This is a genomic window from Mesorhizobium sp. WSM4850, assembly GCF_055811735.1.
The window spans coordinates 129822-144883 of record NZ_JBVVPV010000002.1 but is presented as its reverse complement, the minus strand read 5'-3'; the positions used below and the strand labels follow the sequence as shown (position 1 = coordinate 144883).

General features: G+C 63.8%; 11 protein-coding genes. 6 read left to right on the top strand and 5 right to left on the bottom strand.

Annotated elements, in window-relative coordinates:
- Positions 1 to 10 precede the first annotated feature (10 nt).
- From AC0L2Z_RS03675 to AC0L2Z_RS03660, 4 genes are all read right to left on the bottom strand, one after another.
- A complete protein-coding gene (locus AC0L2Z_RS03675) occupies positions 11 to 1390 on the bottom strand; it encodes a malonyl-CoA decarboxylase (protein ID WP_473626734.1) in 1380 nt (459 codons plus the stop codon).
- A gap of 226 nt (positions 1391 to 1616) precedes the next feature.
- Positions 1617 to 2294 carry a ribulose-phosphate 3-epimerase gene (gene rpe, locus AC0L2Z_RS03670; RefSeq protein WP_023801459.1) on the bottom strand — a complete coding sequence of 226 codons (678 nt, stop codon included), beginning with the start codon at positions 2292 to 2294 and terminating at the stop codon, positions 1617 to 1619.
- Positions 2295 to 2426: 132 nt separating this feature from the next.
- Positions 2427 to 4385 carry an EB domain-containing protein gene (locus AC0L2Z_RS03665; protein ID WP_473626733.1) on the bottom strand — a complete coding sequence of 653 codons (1959 nt, stop codon included), beginning with the start codon at positions 4383 to 4385 and terminating at the stop codon, positions 2427 to 2429.
- Between the two features lie 147 nt (positions 4386 to 4532).
- Positions 4533 to 8153 (bottom strand): hypothetical protein, encoded by a 3621-nt coding sequence (locus AC0L2Z_RS03660; RefSeq protein WP_473626732.1) that lies wholly within the window; start codon positions 8151 to 8153, stop codon positions 4533 to 4535.
- A 559-nt stretch (positions 8154 to 8712) separates the two neighbouring features.
- Here AC0L2Z_RS03660 and dnaK point away from each other — a divergent pair.
- From dnaK to AC0L2Z_RS03630, 6 genes are all read left to right on the top strand, one after another.
- The gene (dnaK, locus tag AC0L2Z_RS03655; protein ID WP_091591896.1) at positions 8713 to 10629 is read left to right on the top strand and encodes a molecular chaperone DnaK; all 1917 of its coding nucleotides are present in this window, start codon (positions 8713 to 8715) and stop codon (positions 10627 to 10629) included.
- Positions 10630 to 10940: 311 nt separating this feature from the next.
- Positions 10941 to 12071, top strand: coding sequence for a molecular chaperone DnaJ (dnaJ, locus tag AC0L2Z_RS03650; RefSeq protein ID WP_023801455.1), 1131 nt, complete (start codon positions 10941 to 10943; stop codon positions 12069 to 12071).
- 136 nt (positions 12072 to 12207) lie between these two features.
- Positions 12208 to 12813, top strand: coding sequence for a phospholipid N-methyltransferase PmtA (pmtA, locus tag AC0L2Z_RS03645; RefSeq protein WP_027154687.1), 606 nt, complete (start codon positions 12208 to 12210; stop codon positions 12811 to 12813).
- A 235-nt stretch (positions 12814 to 13048) separates the two neighbouring features.
- Positions 13049 to 13645 carry an NADPH-dependent FMN reductase gene (locus AC0L2Z_RS03640; RefSeq protein ID WP_128169335.1) on the top strand — a complete coding sequence of 199 codons (597 nt, stop codon included), beginning with the start codon at positions 13049 to 13051 and terminating at the stop codon, positions 13643 to 13645.
- 20 nt (positions 13646 to 13665) lie between these two features.
- Positions 13666 to 14349, top strand: a complete 684-nt coding sequence (pyrF, locus tag AC0L2Z_RS03635; RefSeq protein ID WP_128174823.1) for an orotidine-5'-phosphate decarboxylase — start codon at positions 13666 to 13668, stop codon at positions 14347 to 14349.
- A gap of 17 nt (positions 14350 to 14366) precedes the next feature.
- Entirely contained in the window at positions 14367 to 14654 is a 288-nt protein-coding gene (locus AC0L2Z_RS03630; RefSeq protein WP_473482011.1) for a DUF1330 domain-containing protein, read from the top strand.
- 48 nt (positions 14655 to 14702) lie between these two features.
- Here the strand turns inward: AC0L2Z_RS03630 and AC0L2Z_RS03625 are convergent, their stop codons facing one another.
- Positions 14703 to 15056 carry a cupin domain-containing protein gene (locus tag AC0L2Z_RS03625; RefSeq protein WP_128169333.1) on the bottom strand — a complete coding sequence of 118 codons (354 nt, stop codon included), beginning with the start codon at positions 15054 to 15056 and terminating at the stop codon, positions 14703 to 14705.
- Positions 15057 to 15062: the final 6 nt, after the last annotated feature.

Genomic DNA, 15062 nt, shown 5'->3' with positions numbered 1-15062 from the left:
GGCTGGTTGCTCAACTGTCCCTCTTGTCCCCAATCACCTGGGCTGGCGCCGGAAGGCGCGGTGCAGACGGTCTCGTCGGTTTCGGCAGCAGGCGGCGCACGGCGGGCGCGGCCGCCACATCGTTCCTGGCGGCGAACAGCTCGTGGTTCTTCTCGATGTCGTCGAGCTTGTAGCGATAATTGACCATCAGGCCATGCGCCTGACGCAAGGCGCGGGGCGACAGATCGCCGAAAAGGTCGATGCGCTCCAGCCGCGCGCCATTGCCGAGATGGAAGCGGGCGACCGGGTCGATCACCTTGCCGGAGGCGGTGCGAGCTTCGAGGAAATACTGTGCCGCAAGCGGAAGCAGGACTTGGCCTGCGCGGTCGCGCACGGCAGCATCTGCATGCCAGCCCTCGTCGGCGACGAGATCCAGCGCCTCAGTGGCGGAGGGGATGGTTTCGGCCTGCTCGGCCAGCCAGCGGGCAAAGCCCGGCACTGGCGACAAGGTGACGAAATCGGTCAGGCCGGGAAGGTCGCGGCGCAGGTCCTCGACCACCTGCTTGATCAGAAAATTGCCGAAGGAGATGCCGCGCAGACCCTCCTGGCAGTTGGAGATGGAATAGAACACCGCCGTCGTAGCCTGCCGCGGCGGCACCAGCGGCCGCTCGTCGGCGAGCAGTTCGGCGATCGTCGTCGGCATCGCCCGGGTGAGCGCGACTTCGACGAAGATCAGCGGCTCGTCGCCGAGCTGCGGATGAAAGAACGCATAGCAGAGCCGGTCGGCGGGCTCGATCCGGCGGCGCAGATCGTCCCAGGTGTGGATGGCATGCACCGCCTCGTAGCGGATGATTTTCTCCAGGATGTTGGCCGGCGTCGACCAGTCGATCCGCCGCAGCACCAGGAAGCCGCGGTTGAACCATGACGACAGCAGGTGCGTGAAGTCGGCATCGACGATGGCGAGATCGGGCAATGTGGGCAGCCGGGAAAGCAGATCCTCGCGCATGCGCACCAGCGTCTCGATGCCGCCGGGCGCCAGGTTCAGGCGGCGCAAAAGCTCCTGCCTGGCCGGCTCGGCGGCGTCGTGCAGGGCAAGTGCCGAACGATCGTCCGGCGCGGCGCGATAGGCATCCACCGCGGCGGCAAGCCTGGTGTGATCGGTGCCGAAACGATCGCGCAGTACATGCAGGAAAGCCAGCCTGCCATCGGCGCCGAGAGTTCGCCAGCGATCGAGTATTTCTCTTGCATAGGCGACGCCCGATGCCTCCCCCTGGCTGGAAAGCAGACGGACGCACAAACGTGCCAGGCTGTCGGCCGAAACCGGCTCGTCACCGCGCACGAGGTTCAGCATCATCCGGCCGCGGTCGGCGATGGTGTTCAGCAGGTCAGCGAAGAAGGGGCTGCGATTCATCGATCCGACCGTCGAAGGGGAGCCTGCGGGAGGGTCCGGAGAGGCATCAGGGTGAGACAGAGAATATGGATGGTAGTTTTGGATATGCCAATAAAATCGGCAAAAATGGACAAGGCCATTTTGGCTGGGGATCGCATGTCACGAGCGCAGGCGCACCGGCGTCGGCCAACGAATTCCTGACCGGCTGGGGAGAACAGCGCGTGCCTATGACGTCGCGCCGGCAGCGTCAGCCGGCCACCTGGTCGGCCGCTGTCCTGATCGCCTCGATGTTCGCCCGATAGGCTTCGACGCTGCCGCCCTTGAAGATAGCCGCACCGGCGACCAGCACGCTGGCGCCGGCGGCGGTGACCAGTGGCGCGGTTTCGGGCGAGACGCCGCCGTCGATCTCGATCCGGATCGGCCGATTGCCGATCAGCGCCTTCACCCGCTTCACCTTGTCGACGACCTCCGGGATGAAGGCCTGGCCGCCAAAACCCGGATTGACGGTCATGATCAGGATCAGATCGAGCCGATCGAGCACGTATTCGATCGCCGTTTCCGGCGTCGCCGGGTTTAGCGACACGCCGGCCTTCTTGCCCAAGTTCCTGATCGTCTGCAGCGAACGGTCGAGATGCGGCCCGGCCTCGGCATGCACCGTCATGCCGTCGCAGCCGGCTTCGGCGAACGCCTGCAGATAGGGATCGGCCGGCGCGATCATCAGATGGCAGTCGAAAAAGGTTTTGGTGCGGTTGCGGATCGCCTTGATCACCGGCGGGCCGAAGGTGATGTTGGGCACGAAATGCCCGTCCATGACGTCGAGATGGATCCAGTCGGCGCCGGCCGCCACCACCGCCTCGACCTCGTCGCCGAGCTTCGAAAAATCCGACGCCAGCACCGATGGCGCGATCAGGGTCTTTTGAGCCATGTTCGCTTCCCGTTCTCGAGCCCGCCTTCGCCGTAATCGTCTCAGCGCTGCTTGTCGACAGGAATCCGGTGCCAGCGCGAAAGGAGAGAGGCAGCATCGGCCACCTCTCTCCCCTGTTCAAGCGTCGCGATTTCAGTTCACGGGATGCCGCGGCCTGGCCGGTCGTGGCGGCAACACCTTGCCGCTGCCTTGCTTCACTTTCTGCAGGTTGAGCTTCTTCACAGGGTGCTTGGGCACGCAGTGTCCACGCAGCAGTTTTTCGGTTGCCCGGCAGGCGGTGACGATCACCGGCTTCTTGACGCATGCATTGCCGACCAGATGATAGCCGCGCTTGCAATCGACAATGATGGAGGGCTTGTGCACGCATCTCCCATCGATGCGCTGTTCGTCGCGCTTACACCTGTCGGCGATCACTGCATTGCGCACGCATTTCAGGCCGACCTGATGGTGACCGGGCAGGCAGTGGATGCTGACCCCAACGCATTTGCCGTCGACACGCTTTTCGGTGCTGCGGCAGGCAGCCACGACCGGCCTGTCGACGCATTTGCCACGGATCAGCCTTTGGCTCGGCAGGCATGTGCGGCCGGCATCGATGACGACCGGCGGAAGTTGCGGTTTGCCGGGATTGGGTCGCGTATCGACCGCCAGACCATCGGCATTCGGATCAAAATTGCGCTTGATGCAGGTAAAATCCTCCGTGCTGTTGTCGACGGTGGCGATCGAACCGTTCTGCTTGATCTCCTGCAGGGTGCACTGGATCGAGCGGGTTCTGACGATGCTAAGTTCGTGTGCGGCACTCGCCTTGAACACACCGCCATTGTTAAAGGCGGCTGTCGTGCCGGTGAAGAATGCGCCGTTCGAGCAACTGATGCGGTAGTGAAACGCACCCGGCGCATCGCGCTCGACCTCGAACGCCACCTGGCCTTTGCGCGGGCAGAGTTTTTTGAAGCCAGCGCTGTCCGAGACGGTGACCTCGCCTTGCCAGTCCGAATGCGCCGGCGGGTTTTCGGGGTTATCCTGAGGTGCGTCGGTGAAGCCGCCCCCACCCGCGCCGGTGCAATGGACGGTGATGTCCTTCCAGCCGTCGAAAGGTTCGAACGGGCCGTTGCCGATGATCTCGGTCTTGTACTGGAAATAGGCGGTGGCGCCGACGTCCTCCCATTTCTCATAGGTGGCGAAATAGCCATTCTTGGTCGCGTCGTATGACGCCCACGCCTGCTGCACCTCGGAGGTGATCGGCCCGTCGTTCTTCTGGCGCCAGATGCGCATCGACACCGGCCCGGCCTGGTTGGCCTGCGCCCGGCTCGTGACCTTCAACGACGGGCAGACCGTACCGGGCGTCGAGCCGGCCTGGTTCGACTGGTAGGTGGTCAGGAACAGCTTGACGTTTTCGACGTCGAATTCGCCGAAATCATTGGCGACGTCCTGAACCGGCGGCTTGATGACGGGGTCGCAGACGATTTGGACGTCGAACGAGCCATGCTCGGCATAGTGCGAGTCGTACAGCGGATGGGGCCAGCTGCCGCCCTGGGCCTCGCTGACCGCATTGTCCATGTCGAGCGCCGTGTCGGTGAGTGCCGAGAAGCTCGCATGAAAACTGTGCGTGAACGAGTAGGATTTTGTCGGCCCATCGGGCTGGAGGTGCTGGTTGCACCTGGCGATGATCTGGTCGCCGTAAGGCACGACGGCGATACCGCTAGCTGAGGACAGCGGCATGATTGAGGGGTCGAAGGAGAAATTTTGCTGGTGATCGTAGTCGCGGCTGACAGGCGAGGCGCTCCAGATCGGAGGAAACGCGCCGCACTGGCCCGGTCCACAAACGCCGAGCGCCACGCCGACGTCCTGCACATAGCCTGGCCACCGTGTGTTGAGCTTCATGTGGCCCCAGAACTGGACGTTGCCGCTTTTCAGCGTGTCCCATTTTTGCTTGTCGCTCGAGCCGACATGGATTGTCGTGTTGGCGCTTTCGGTGTTGAACGACATTGACTTGATGTTCGCCTGCTTGGCGAAGGCCGGCGTGGTGGCGAGCGCAGCTGCGATCAGGGCAGCGGCCGCTGCCGTGTTGCGGAAAGCATGTTTGGCTGAAGACATTTTCTCTCTCCCTGAAATGTTGCTTCGGGGAGTTTGTCGCCGACTGCGGCGATAAGGTTCACGCAGCGGCTGAAACACGTCCGACGGACGAAAAAACCCCGCCGGATTGCTCGGGCGAGGTCTTGGTGCTGGGCTGAGCCCGGGACCCTACTGGAGAGCCCGCGGCCTGCGCCTCGGCTGCTGCAGGATGCTCGGGTTCAGCAGCAGGTTCGGATTAATCTGCAGCGTCGGCGCCCTGCGGATCGGAGTGCAGTCTGGGTACCGTCCGACTGTCCCGACCGGGCAGCGCCGCCTGATGATCGGCTGACACCGGCCGTTGATCAGCCCGGAGCCAGGCGCGCACTCCAGCTGTGCCCGGCGGCATGCGCCTCTGATCACCTCGGTCCCGCGCGGGCAGACACAGGCGCCACGTTTGTTGTGAACTTGGCCGCGGATGGTGCACTGTTCAACGGCCGGCTTCGTGACGATCGGCATGCAGGCCCTGCCCCTCAGTTCCGTCCGTCTCGGACAGACGCAATCGCCGCTCTTGGTGCGGATCTGGCCAGGCAGCAGCTTGCACAGGCGTGCCGGCGGCTCGTCGGTCGACACACACCTGCGGTTATCCAGCTCGGTTCCGCGCTGGCAGACACAACGCCCGTCGGAGGTACGGATCTGGCCCTTGAGCAGCACGCAGCGCTCCTTCGGCTTCGGTATGATGACCGTGCCGCCAGCCGACGAGCACTGGCCGTTGCGGAAAGTGGTGCCTTGCGGGCAGACGCAGCGGCCGGCGTCGTTCATGACGAGGCCCTGCGAGCACGCCTTCTTCACCTGTTTCTTGATGGTGAAGGGATGGCAGGCATAGGCCTTGCCGCGATCGCCCTGCACATTGGCCGACTCGCGGGAGAGCATTTTGCCGGCACCTCGCATCGGCGTATCGGGCGACAGCACGCCGACACAGTTCTGGCCGCTGACGGTGCCCTGCAGATTGGCCAGGCGGCCGTCGTCGGGAATGATCACAGTCACTTGGTGAACGTGGCTTTCCCCGGCGCCGAGCGTCAGGTTGGCGATGCAGGATGCCGGCAAGGTCGCCGGTTCCGGCGCACAGCCGAAGGGCGGGTCGATCGAGATGATCGCCACGCCTTCCAGCCGGCCGAGGCCTTCGACACCGATCGCATCACCAATGCGAACCGGACCGGAGAAGGCGTTTTTCCCATCATTCGCGATGGTCAACTCGAACGAGCAGGGCTGGCCGATCCGGCACTCGGCATCGCCGGTCTTCTCGACACGGATGCTCGAGGCGCCGCCACCCTTGGCGCAGGCCCTGCCGATCGGATGGACGATGTCGTCTCCTGGCGCCGGACCGTAGGAACCGCGTGCGCAGTTCTCGAACACGCCATTCGCCGCAAGCGCCACGTCGAAGTGGCGGCTGGTTCCGGGCGTCATGACGGCGCCGGGAATCTGGCACGACAACGCATTTGCCGGAACCGGTCCGCACGTCCATTCCGCGCCGTCGGGAGTGACGGTCTGGATCTGGACGGGCGCGCCGCCAGCCACCAGCGTGGCGGCATCGTTGACCCAAACCGGACCGGTGGGGGCACTGGTGCCGGTGCTGATGACGGTGATGCGGCAGGTGACGGCCGCAGCACCGGCCAGCGCTCCCCTGCACATCTTGGTGATGCGCATGGCCGGCTTGCCGCTGTCGGGATGACGGATGCGTTGCCTGGCGCAGGCCCTGTTGTTGGTGAGGTTGTTCTCGCCGGGGATGGCTTTCACCTCGGCGCAGTTCTCGACCGTGTTTGGCCGGTAACCGGCCGGCATCACCGCCTTGACGAAGATCGGCGTCGAGGCGCCCGGCGAGAGCACGATGCCGGCATTGTCGCAACGGAACTGGCCGGGGCCGTTCGGTCCGCATGTCCATGGCGGGATCGGGCCGAAGCTCGACGATGCCGGCACGCCACCCGGATAGGTGTCGGTAACCGTCAGCGGCCCGTCGTAGCGGACGTTGCCGTTGTTGATGATATCGATCACGAAGGTGCAGACACCATCTGCCGTGCAGACCTGGGTGCGGGCACGCTTCTTCAGGATCAAATCGACCTTCTTTTCCACCGGCGGCCGGCAGTCGCGGCCCCGGTCGCCACGCCGGCAGATCGGGATCGAGGCGCAGTCGCGGTCGTTGTCGAGGCAAGGAGGCATGCCGCCGGGCCGCGGAAAATCAGGCGGATAGAAAGGCGGCAGGTAACCGCCGCCCGGTATCTGCTCATTGTAGCCGGCACGGCCTTCGCAGGGATGCCAGACTTCGACGTCGCCGACATGCCCTTCTGCCTCAGGGCCTTCTACCTCGGGGTCTTCGACATAGCCGTCAAAGTCGACGAACCACGCGCCGAAAGGCGGCACGTTGGCTGGCTTGACCAGCGCCGTCGGCGTGATCTGCACACCGTGCACGGCGAGCGGCCCGCCGCCGGCAAGCCGTTCGGCAAGCGCGGGGTTGTCGCGCAACTTGTCTGCGGTCTTGACCAGCGTCTCGGTGCAGATGCTCGCGTCGAGATTGCCGTCGGCGTCATAGCCATATTGCAGGTCGAGGCCGCCAGCCGACTGCCGGTTGTCTTGCGGGAAGCCGACCGCATAGTCCTGCGGCATTTCCACCCAGATTGATTCCGTCGCCGGATCGTCCGGGTTTTCGCGCCCGTAGCGGAAGACCTCACCCGTGCCGGTATCGGCGAACCGGCTGTAGTCGTAGCGGTTTTCCACCGGGCCGCGCTGGGCCAGGTACATGAAGCCGCTGATGTCGAAAGCGATGTCGGTGACGGCGTGGCCGTTGTCGGCCTTGACCGCCAATTCCCAGCGCGGGTCGCCAGCAAAGCTGCCGTCGCGGGCAACGCCCACCGACCAGAGATCGGCCTTTTCAGCGACGGAATAATAGAGGCGGCCGCCGTGATAGGCGACGGACCAGACGCGACGCTCATCCTGCGTATAACCCCAGCTGTCGGGGTCCTCGCTGTCGAAGGCAGCATCCTCGATGTCCATCACCAAGCCATCGTCGGCAAGCGGGGCCAGCCCGTGCGCCGGGCGTCCGGCAACGCCATGGTCGAACCTGTCGACCAGCGTGCCGTTGGCGTCGATGCGGTGGATGAGACCGGTGTCGAGGTCGCTGGCGAAGAACTGGCGGCGGATAGTGTCGAAGGTGACGTCGCCGATGCCAGGGCCGCTGTTGGTTTCGAGGTCGGCGAATTTGCTGACCTGGCCGGTGATGCCGTCGATCTTCCAGATCGTGCCCGGTCCGCCACCGTTCTCGGTGCCGAACTGGCCGTCCATGAAGGTGGCGCCGGCAGCACCATGACGCTGCCGCTCGGGACGACCGTCCGCATCTTCGTCTGACGTGACGATGCTGACGCCATGCAGCGAGGTGGCGCCGGCATAGAGGTTCGCAATGCCCGAGGGAGAACCGTCGCGTACGCCGTCGTCATAGGTGATGCCGAACACCTGGCCGATCTGCCCGGCCGTCACTTCGAAGGGCGGCGGCGTGAAGACGAGTTGGCCGGAGGCCCGCCCGCCCAGCCTTGAAACGTCAAAGACGCGCAAGGTTGCGCGCGTCGTGTCGATAAAGGTCTCGTCGACCCGGTCGACGCTGGGCGGCAGGCCCTCCTCAGGATCACGAATGACGGTACCGGAAAATCCGGTCACCGCCATCGAGCCTGGATAGATGATCTGCGTTTCCTGCGCCTGCACGGCACCGCCAAGCCACAGGATGGTGGCGAGCGCCAACGCCGGAAAGCCGCTGGCTGTTTGCATCGCACGGCGCAAACGGCCAGCACGAGAGCGTACGAACGCGCCGTGGTCGCAAGACATGGAATTCCCCCCGCGGGCGACGGGAGAAACATCCGGTGTTTCCGCGCAAACCAGGGCAAGGCGCGACGTCCCGGCACGTTTTCCCTGATCGAATTTGTCTGCTTTCCTCGTAATCACGATATGCCGGCTCTTACGCATGGTCAACGGAACCAGCGGAACGCCTGGCATAGCGACCCCACCCCGAAAGCGGTGGTCGCGCCGAGCCTGGATTTCCAGTCATGGCCTTTCCTTTCCAGGGCCGCACCACGCAGCGCATCTGGGTGTCAGTCGCGAACCGACGCGGAAAGGTTCATGGGCCGGAGAACCCTGGCCGGGCCGAGAAAAGGATGTGTTGGATGCCTTGCGCAGAATGCTTGCGCGCCGCGCAGCCTGTTCTTATATACGCGCCAAGCCGTTCGGCGCCGGAATGCCGGTTGCCGAAGCGGAATTTCTTGTGAACAGGGGCTTTCGTCGGAACGCCTGTACGGGTCCTGAGAGCCTGCTTAGCGGAGAGATTAGAAAAATGGCAAAAGTAATCGGTATCGATCTGGGGACCACCAACTCCTGCGTCGCCATCATGGACGGCAAGGAATCGAAGGTCATCGAGAATGCGGAAGGCGCGCGCACGACCCCTTCCATCGTCGCCATCAACAGCGACGGCGAGCGCCTCGTCGGCCAGCCGGCCAAGCGCCAGGCGGTCACCAACCCTGAAAACACCATCTTCGCGGTCAAGCGCCTGATCGGCCGCCGCTATGACGATCCGGTTACGGAAAAGGACAAGAAGCTTGTCCCCTACCAGATCGTCAAGGGCGACAATGGCGACGCCTGGGTCGAGGCCGGCGGCAAGAAGCAGTCGCCCAGCCAGATCTCGGCAATGATCCTGCAGAAGATGAAGGAAACGGCGGAAGCCTATCTCGGCGAGAAGGTCGAGAAGGCGGTCATCACCGTTCCGGCCTATTTCAACGACGCCCAGCGCCAGGCAACCAAGGATGCCGGCAAGATCGCCGGCCTGGAAGTGCTGCGCATCATCAACGAGCCGACCGCGGCCGCACTTGCCTACGGCCTCGACAAGAAGGAAGGCAAGACCATTGCCGTCTATGACCTTGGCGGCGGCACGTTCGACATTTCGGTGCTCGAAATCGGCGACGGCGTGTTCGAGGTGAAGTCGACCAATGGCGACACCTTCCTCGGCGGCGAGGATTTCGACATGCGTCTGGTCGAATATCTGGCGGCCGAGTTTAAGAAGGAACAGGGCATCGACCTGCGCAGCGACAAGCTCGCGCTTCAGCGCCTCAAGGAAGCGGCCGAAAAGGCCAAGATCGAGCTGTCGTCGACAACGCAGACCGAGATCAACCTGCCCTTCATCACCGCCGATGCCACCGGCCCCAAGCACCTGACGTTGAAGCTGACGCGGGCGAAGTTCGAGAGCCTGGTCGAGGATCTCGTCCAGCGCACGATCGAACCCTGCAAGGCGGCGCTCAAGGATGCCGGCCTGAAGGCCGGCGAAATCGACGAGGTCGTCCTGGTCGGCGGCATGACCCGCATGCCCAAGATCCAGGAGATCGTGAAGCAGTTCTTCGGCAAGGAGCCGCACAAGGGCGTCAATCCGGATGAGGTCGTCGCATTGGGCGCCGCCATCCAGGCCGGCGTGCTGCAGGGCGACGTCAAGGACGTGCTGTTGCTTGACGTGACGCCGCTGTCGCTCGGCATCGAGACGCTGGGTGGTGTGTTCACGCGGCTGATCGAGCGCAACACGACGATCCCGACCAAGAAGAGCCAGGTGTTCTCGACTGCCGAGGATTCACAATCGGCCGTGACCATCCGCGTCTTCCAGGGCGAGCGTGAAATGGCCGCCGACAACAAGGCGCTCGGCCAGTTCGACCTGGTCGGCATTCCGCCGGCGCCGCGTGGCGTGCCGCAGATCGAGGTCACTTTCGACATCGACGCCAACGGTATCGTCAACGTCTCGGCCAAGGACAAGGGCACCGGCAAGGAGCACCAGATCCGCATTCAGGCGTCTGGCGGCCTTTCGGACGCCGACATCGAGAAGATGGTGAAGGACGCCGAAGCCAATGCCGAGGCCGACAAGAAGCGGCGCGCGTTGGTCGAGGCTCGCAACCAGGCCGAGGCGCTGGTGCATTCCTCGGAGAAGTCGCTGAAGGAATATGGCGAGAAGGTTTCCGAGGCCGACCGCACGGCGATCGCCGATGCGATCGCGGCGCTGAAGACCGCTGCCGAAGGCGACGACGCGGCCGAGATCGAAGCCAAGACGCAGGCGCTCGCCGAAACCTCGATGAAGCTCGGCCAGGCCATGTACGAGGCTTCGCAGAAGGAAGCCGCGGAAGCTGACGCCAAGGCGGACGCCGCCAAGGACAGCGACGTGGTCGACGCCGACTTCGAGGAAATCAACGAGGACGACGACAAGAAGAAGTCGGCCTAAGCGGCCTGCCGGCAGGTTTAGGCGCATGACCCCGAAATCGGAATCGATTTCCGGAAAGGATCATGCGCAAAAATCAAAGTGCTATAGCGTCCTTTGCGTGTCCAACAGGACGCGCGGCGCTGTAGTAAAGCCCGGCGTAAAGCCGGGCTTTTTTGCCACTCTGGCCGAAAAAGTGCGTGGCTGATCGAAAAAGTGCGGGCAAGCCCGTGTCAACACTGGCATCCCGGCTCCATCGCACCTAAATCGGAACAGCGTGCCGGCGAACGACGCAAAGTGCTTCAAGACGTTGAATATCCGGACTGCGGGAAAAGATGAAAGCTGATTTCTACGAAACGCTGGGCGTGCAAAAGGGGGCCGACGAGAAGGAGCTCAAGAGCGCTTTCCGCAAGCTGGCCATGCAGTTCCACCCCGATCGCAATCCCGGCGATCATGCCTGCGAGCACAAGTTCAAGGAAATCAACGAAGCCTACGAGACGTTGAAGGATCCGCAGAAGCGGGCGGCCTACGACCGTTTCGGCCACGCCGCCTTCGAACAGGGCGGCATGAACGGCGGCGCACACGGCTTCGGCGCCGGCGGTTTCGCCGACATCTTCGAGGATATTTTCGGCGACATGATGGGCGGGCGCCAGCGCCGCTCGTCAGGCGGACGCGAGCGCGGTGCAGACCTGCGCTACAATATGGAAATCACGCTGGAGGAGGCGTTTGCCGGCAAGACGGCGCAGATCCACGTGCCGGCCTCGATCTCCTGCATGGAATGCTCCGGCAGCGGCGCCAAGCCCGGCACCCAGCCCGTCACCTGCTCGATGTGCAACGGCCACGGCAAGGTGCGCGCCACGCAAGGCTTCTTCTCGATCGAGCGCACCTGCCCGCAATGCCAGGGACGTGGCCAGACCATCAAGGAGCCGTGCGCGAAATGCGCCGGCCAGGGCCGCGTCACCGAGGAGCGCTCGCTGTCGGTCAACATCCCGGCCGGCATTGAGGACGGCACCCGCATCCGCCTTGCCAATGAGGGCGAGGCCGGCCTGCGCGGCGGCCCGTCGGGCGATCTTTATATTTTCCTGGCGGTCAAGCCGCACGAATTCTTCCAGCGCGACGGCGCCGATCTCTACTGCAAGGTGCCGATCTCAATGACGACGGCTGCCCTTGGCGGTTCCTTCGAGGTGACGACGCTGGACGGCACCCAGACGAAGGTCAAGGTGCCGGAAGGCACCCAGAACGGCCGCCAGTTCCGCCTCAAGGGCAAGGGCATGCCGGTGCTGCGCCAGCACAATGTCGGCGATCTCTACATCCAGACCGCGGTCGAGACGCCGCAGAACCTATCCCGCCGCCAGCGCGAGCTGCTGGAGGAGTTCGAGCAGCTTTCCTCGAAGGATAATTCGCCGCAGTCGAGCGGCTTTTTCGCCCGCATGAAGGACTTTTTCGAGACCTTCAGCGAGCGCTGATGGCGACTCTCGCCAATCGGATGTAGAATACAACCGAGCGGAAGCTCCCCTAGCGTCATCAGCACCTTATACCGGCCTTGCCTTGAAGCCCGTAGCTGCTAAGTAGCCACTCGGGGGACCGTTCAGGAGAACTTGCATGGCACATGGTCCCGGACTGCGAAAGACGCTGGCAGAGAAGTTCGACGACGAACTGAAGTTCTTCAAGGGCTGGATCGACAAGCCGAAGGCGGTCGGTTCGATCGTGCCGACCAGTTCCATCACGGCCCGCAAGATGGCCTCCGTCGTCAACCCGATGTCGGGCCTGCCGGTGCTCGAAGTCGGGCCCGGCACCGGTGTCATCACCCGAGCCATCCTCGCCCACGGCGTAAAGCCTGAAAATCTCTACGCAGTCGAATACTCCCCCGATTTCGTGCGCCATCTGCGCCAGCTCTATCCCGGCGTCAACGTCATTGAGGGCGATGCCTTCAATCTCGATGCGACGCTCGGCGACAAGAGCGGCCTGACCTTCGATTCTGTCATCTCCGGCGTGCCATTGCTCAATTTCCCGGTCGAACAGCGCGTCGCCTACGTCGAAAGCCTTCTCGACCGCATCCCGACAGGCCGCCCGGTCGTGCAGCTGACCTACGGCCCGCTGTCGCCGATCCCGCCCGGCCGCGGCGACTACACGGTCGAGCATTTCCATTTCGTCATCCGCAACATCCCGCCAACGCAGCTTTGGATCTACCGGCGCGGGGCGCATTAGGGTGTGCCGATATTCAGGTGAGACCGGCCTGCAAATGGCAGCTTCCTGCGCTTCCGGTGCTCACGTACTTCAAGTACGCTCCGCTCCGGTTCTCGGAACCAACCATTTTCGGCTCGGCCTGACCTGAATCTCAACACACCCTTCACTCATGTGCCCCCAAGATCCCTTTTCGATTTTGCGCCGGTGCGTTGATTTGACAGATCCCTGGCTGTACCTGTCCGGGAACAAGGGGCCGATGGCAGTGATCGCGAAAATTCTCGTCTTCGCCGGTTCGATTCGCTCTGGCGCCTACAGCGGCAGGACCGCCGATGTGGCGCAGAAGGAACTCGCCCTGCAGGGCGCCGAGGTGACCCGCATCTCGCTTGCCGACTATCCGCTGCCGATCCTCGACGAGGATCTGGAAAAGGAGAAAGGCATTCCCGAGAACGCCATCAGGCTTGCCCGGCAAATCGTCGCCCATGACGGGTTGCTGATCGCGACGCCCGAATATAACGGCTCGATCCCGCCGCTGCTCAAGAATACCATCGACTGGGTGAGCCGGGTGCGCACGGATGGCGGGCGGTCGTTCAGGCCGTTCACCGGCAAGCCCGCCGGCCTTTGTTCGTCTTCCAAAGGACATTTCGCCGGGGTACGCTGCATCAACCACCTGCGCGCCGTGCTGGTGCGCTGCCAGATGGAGGTGGTGACGCCGGAGTGCTCTGTCCCGGAGGGCGGCAACGCCTTCGACGAGGACGGGAATTTCAGGGACGAGCGACTGCACAGATCGATGGAGCACCTATGCCGCACGCTGATCGAAACCTCGCGCCTGCTGTCGACGCGGATCGAGGCGTGATCCGGAAGCGCGCCAGCACCATGCAAGACAGGCTGATCGTCGGCCTCGACGTGCCGACGCTGAAGGACGCCGAGACGGTGGTGCGCGAGCTCGACGGGGTCGTCTCCTTCTACAAGATCGGCTATCAGCTCGCCTTCGCCGGCGGCCTCGACTTCGCCCGCGAGCTCGCCAGCGGCGGCACCAGGATCTTCCTCGACATGAAGCTGCTCGACATCGACAACACGGTAGCCAAGGGCGTCGAGGCCATTGCCAGGATGGGCATGACCATGCTGACGCTGCACGCCTATCCGAAGACGATGAAGGCAGCGGTCGCGGCCGCCAGGGGCAGCGATCTCTGCCTGCTTGGCGTCACCGTGCTGACCTCGATGGACGAGCGGGACGTGATCGACGCCGGTTATGAGCATGACCCGCATACGCTGGTGCTGAGGCGCTCCGAGCAGGCGCTGCATGCCGGCATGGGCGGCATCGTCTGCTCGGCCGAGGAAGCGGAGGCGGTGCGCCGGATCGTCGGCCCCAACATGGCCGTCGTCACGCCGGGGATACGGCCCAAGGGCAGCGACCATGGCGACCAGAAACGCGTCGTCACGCCGGCGCAGGCGATCCGCAACGGCTCCAGCCATCTCGTCGTCGGCCGGCCGATCGTCAGCGCCGCCGACAGGCGAGCGGTCGCGGAAGCAATTCTTGACGAAATGCGCTCGGCCTAACAATTCGGAGAACAAGCATGCCGAAGGGATACTGGATCGCCCGCGTCGATGTGCGCGATGCGGAAGGCTACAAGGACTATGTCACTGCCGCCAAACCGGCTTTCGATCGTTTCGGCGCGGTTTTCCTGGCACGAGGCGGTGCGCATGAAAAAGCAGAAGGGCCGGGCCGCGACCGCAACGTGATCATCGAGTTTCCGTCATTGGCTGCGGCGCACGATTGCTATCGCTCGCCCGAATACCAGCGCGCCGTCGCGATCCGGCAGAGGGTGGCCGACGGCGAGATCGTGCTGGTCGAAGGGGTCTAGTTTAGTTCAGCGGCCACTGCCGTACCGTCGCGAACGTGCCCGCGGCGTTCAGATCGAATGCAGGATGTAAAGCTTGCGCGTTTTCTCATGGATGGTCCATTCGCCCTCCCAGCCAAGCGGCAGGACGAGCAATTCGCCGGGTCCGACATCTTTGGCTGCGCCACCAGGACCGTGCAGCGTCACGCGGCCGGACACGATGTGGCAAATCTCGGAATTCGTGTCACGGCGCGCGGTGAACTGGCCTTGCGAACATTCCCAGACACCGACTTCGATCTTGCCATCCTCGGAAGTCCAAAGCGTGTTGGCTGCTTCCATCTGATCGCCTTCCAGCGAGGTGGGCTTCGGCTGGGGCTCACCGAGGTCGATATGCGCCAGGTGGGCGAAGGTCTTGAAGTCGATCATTGCTAA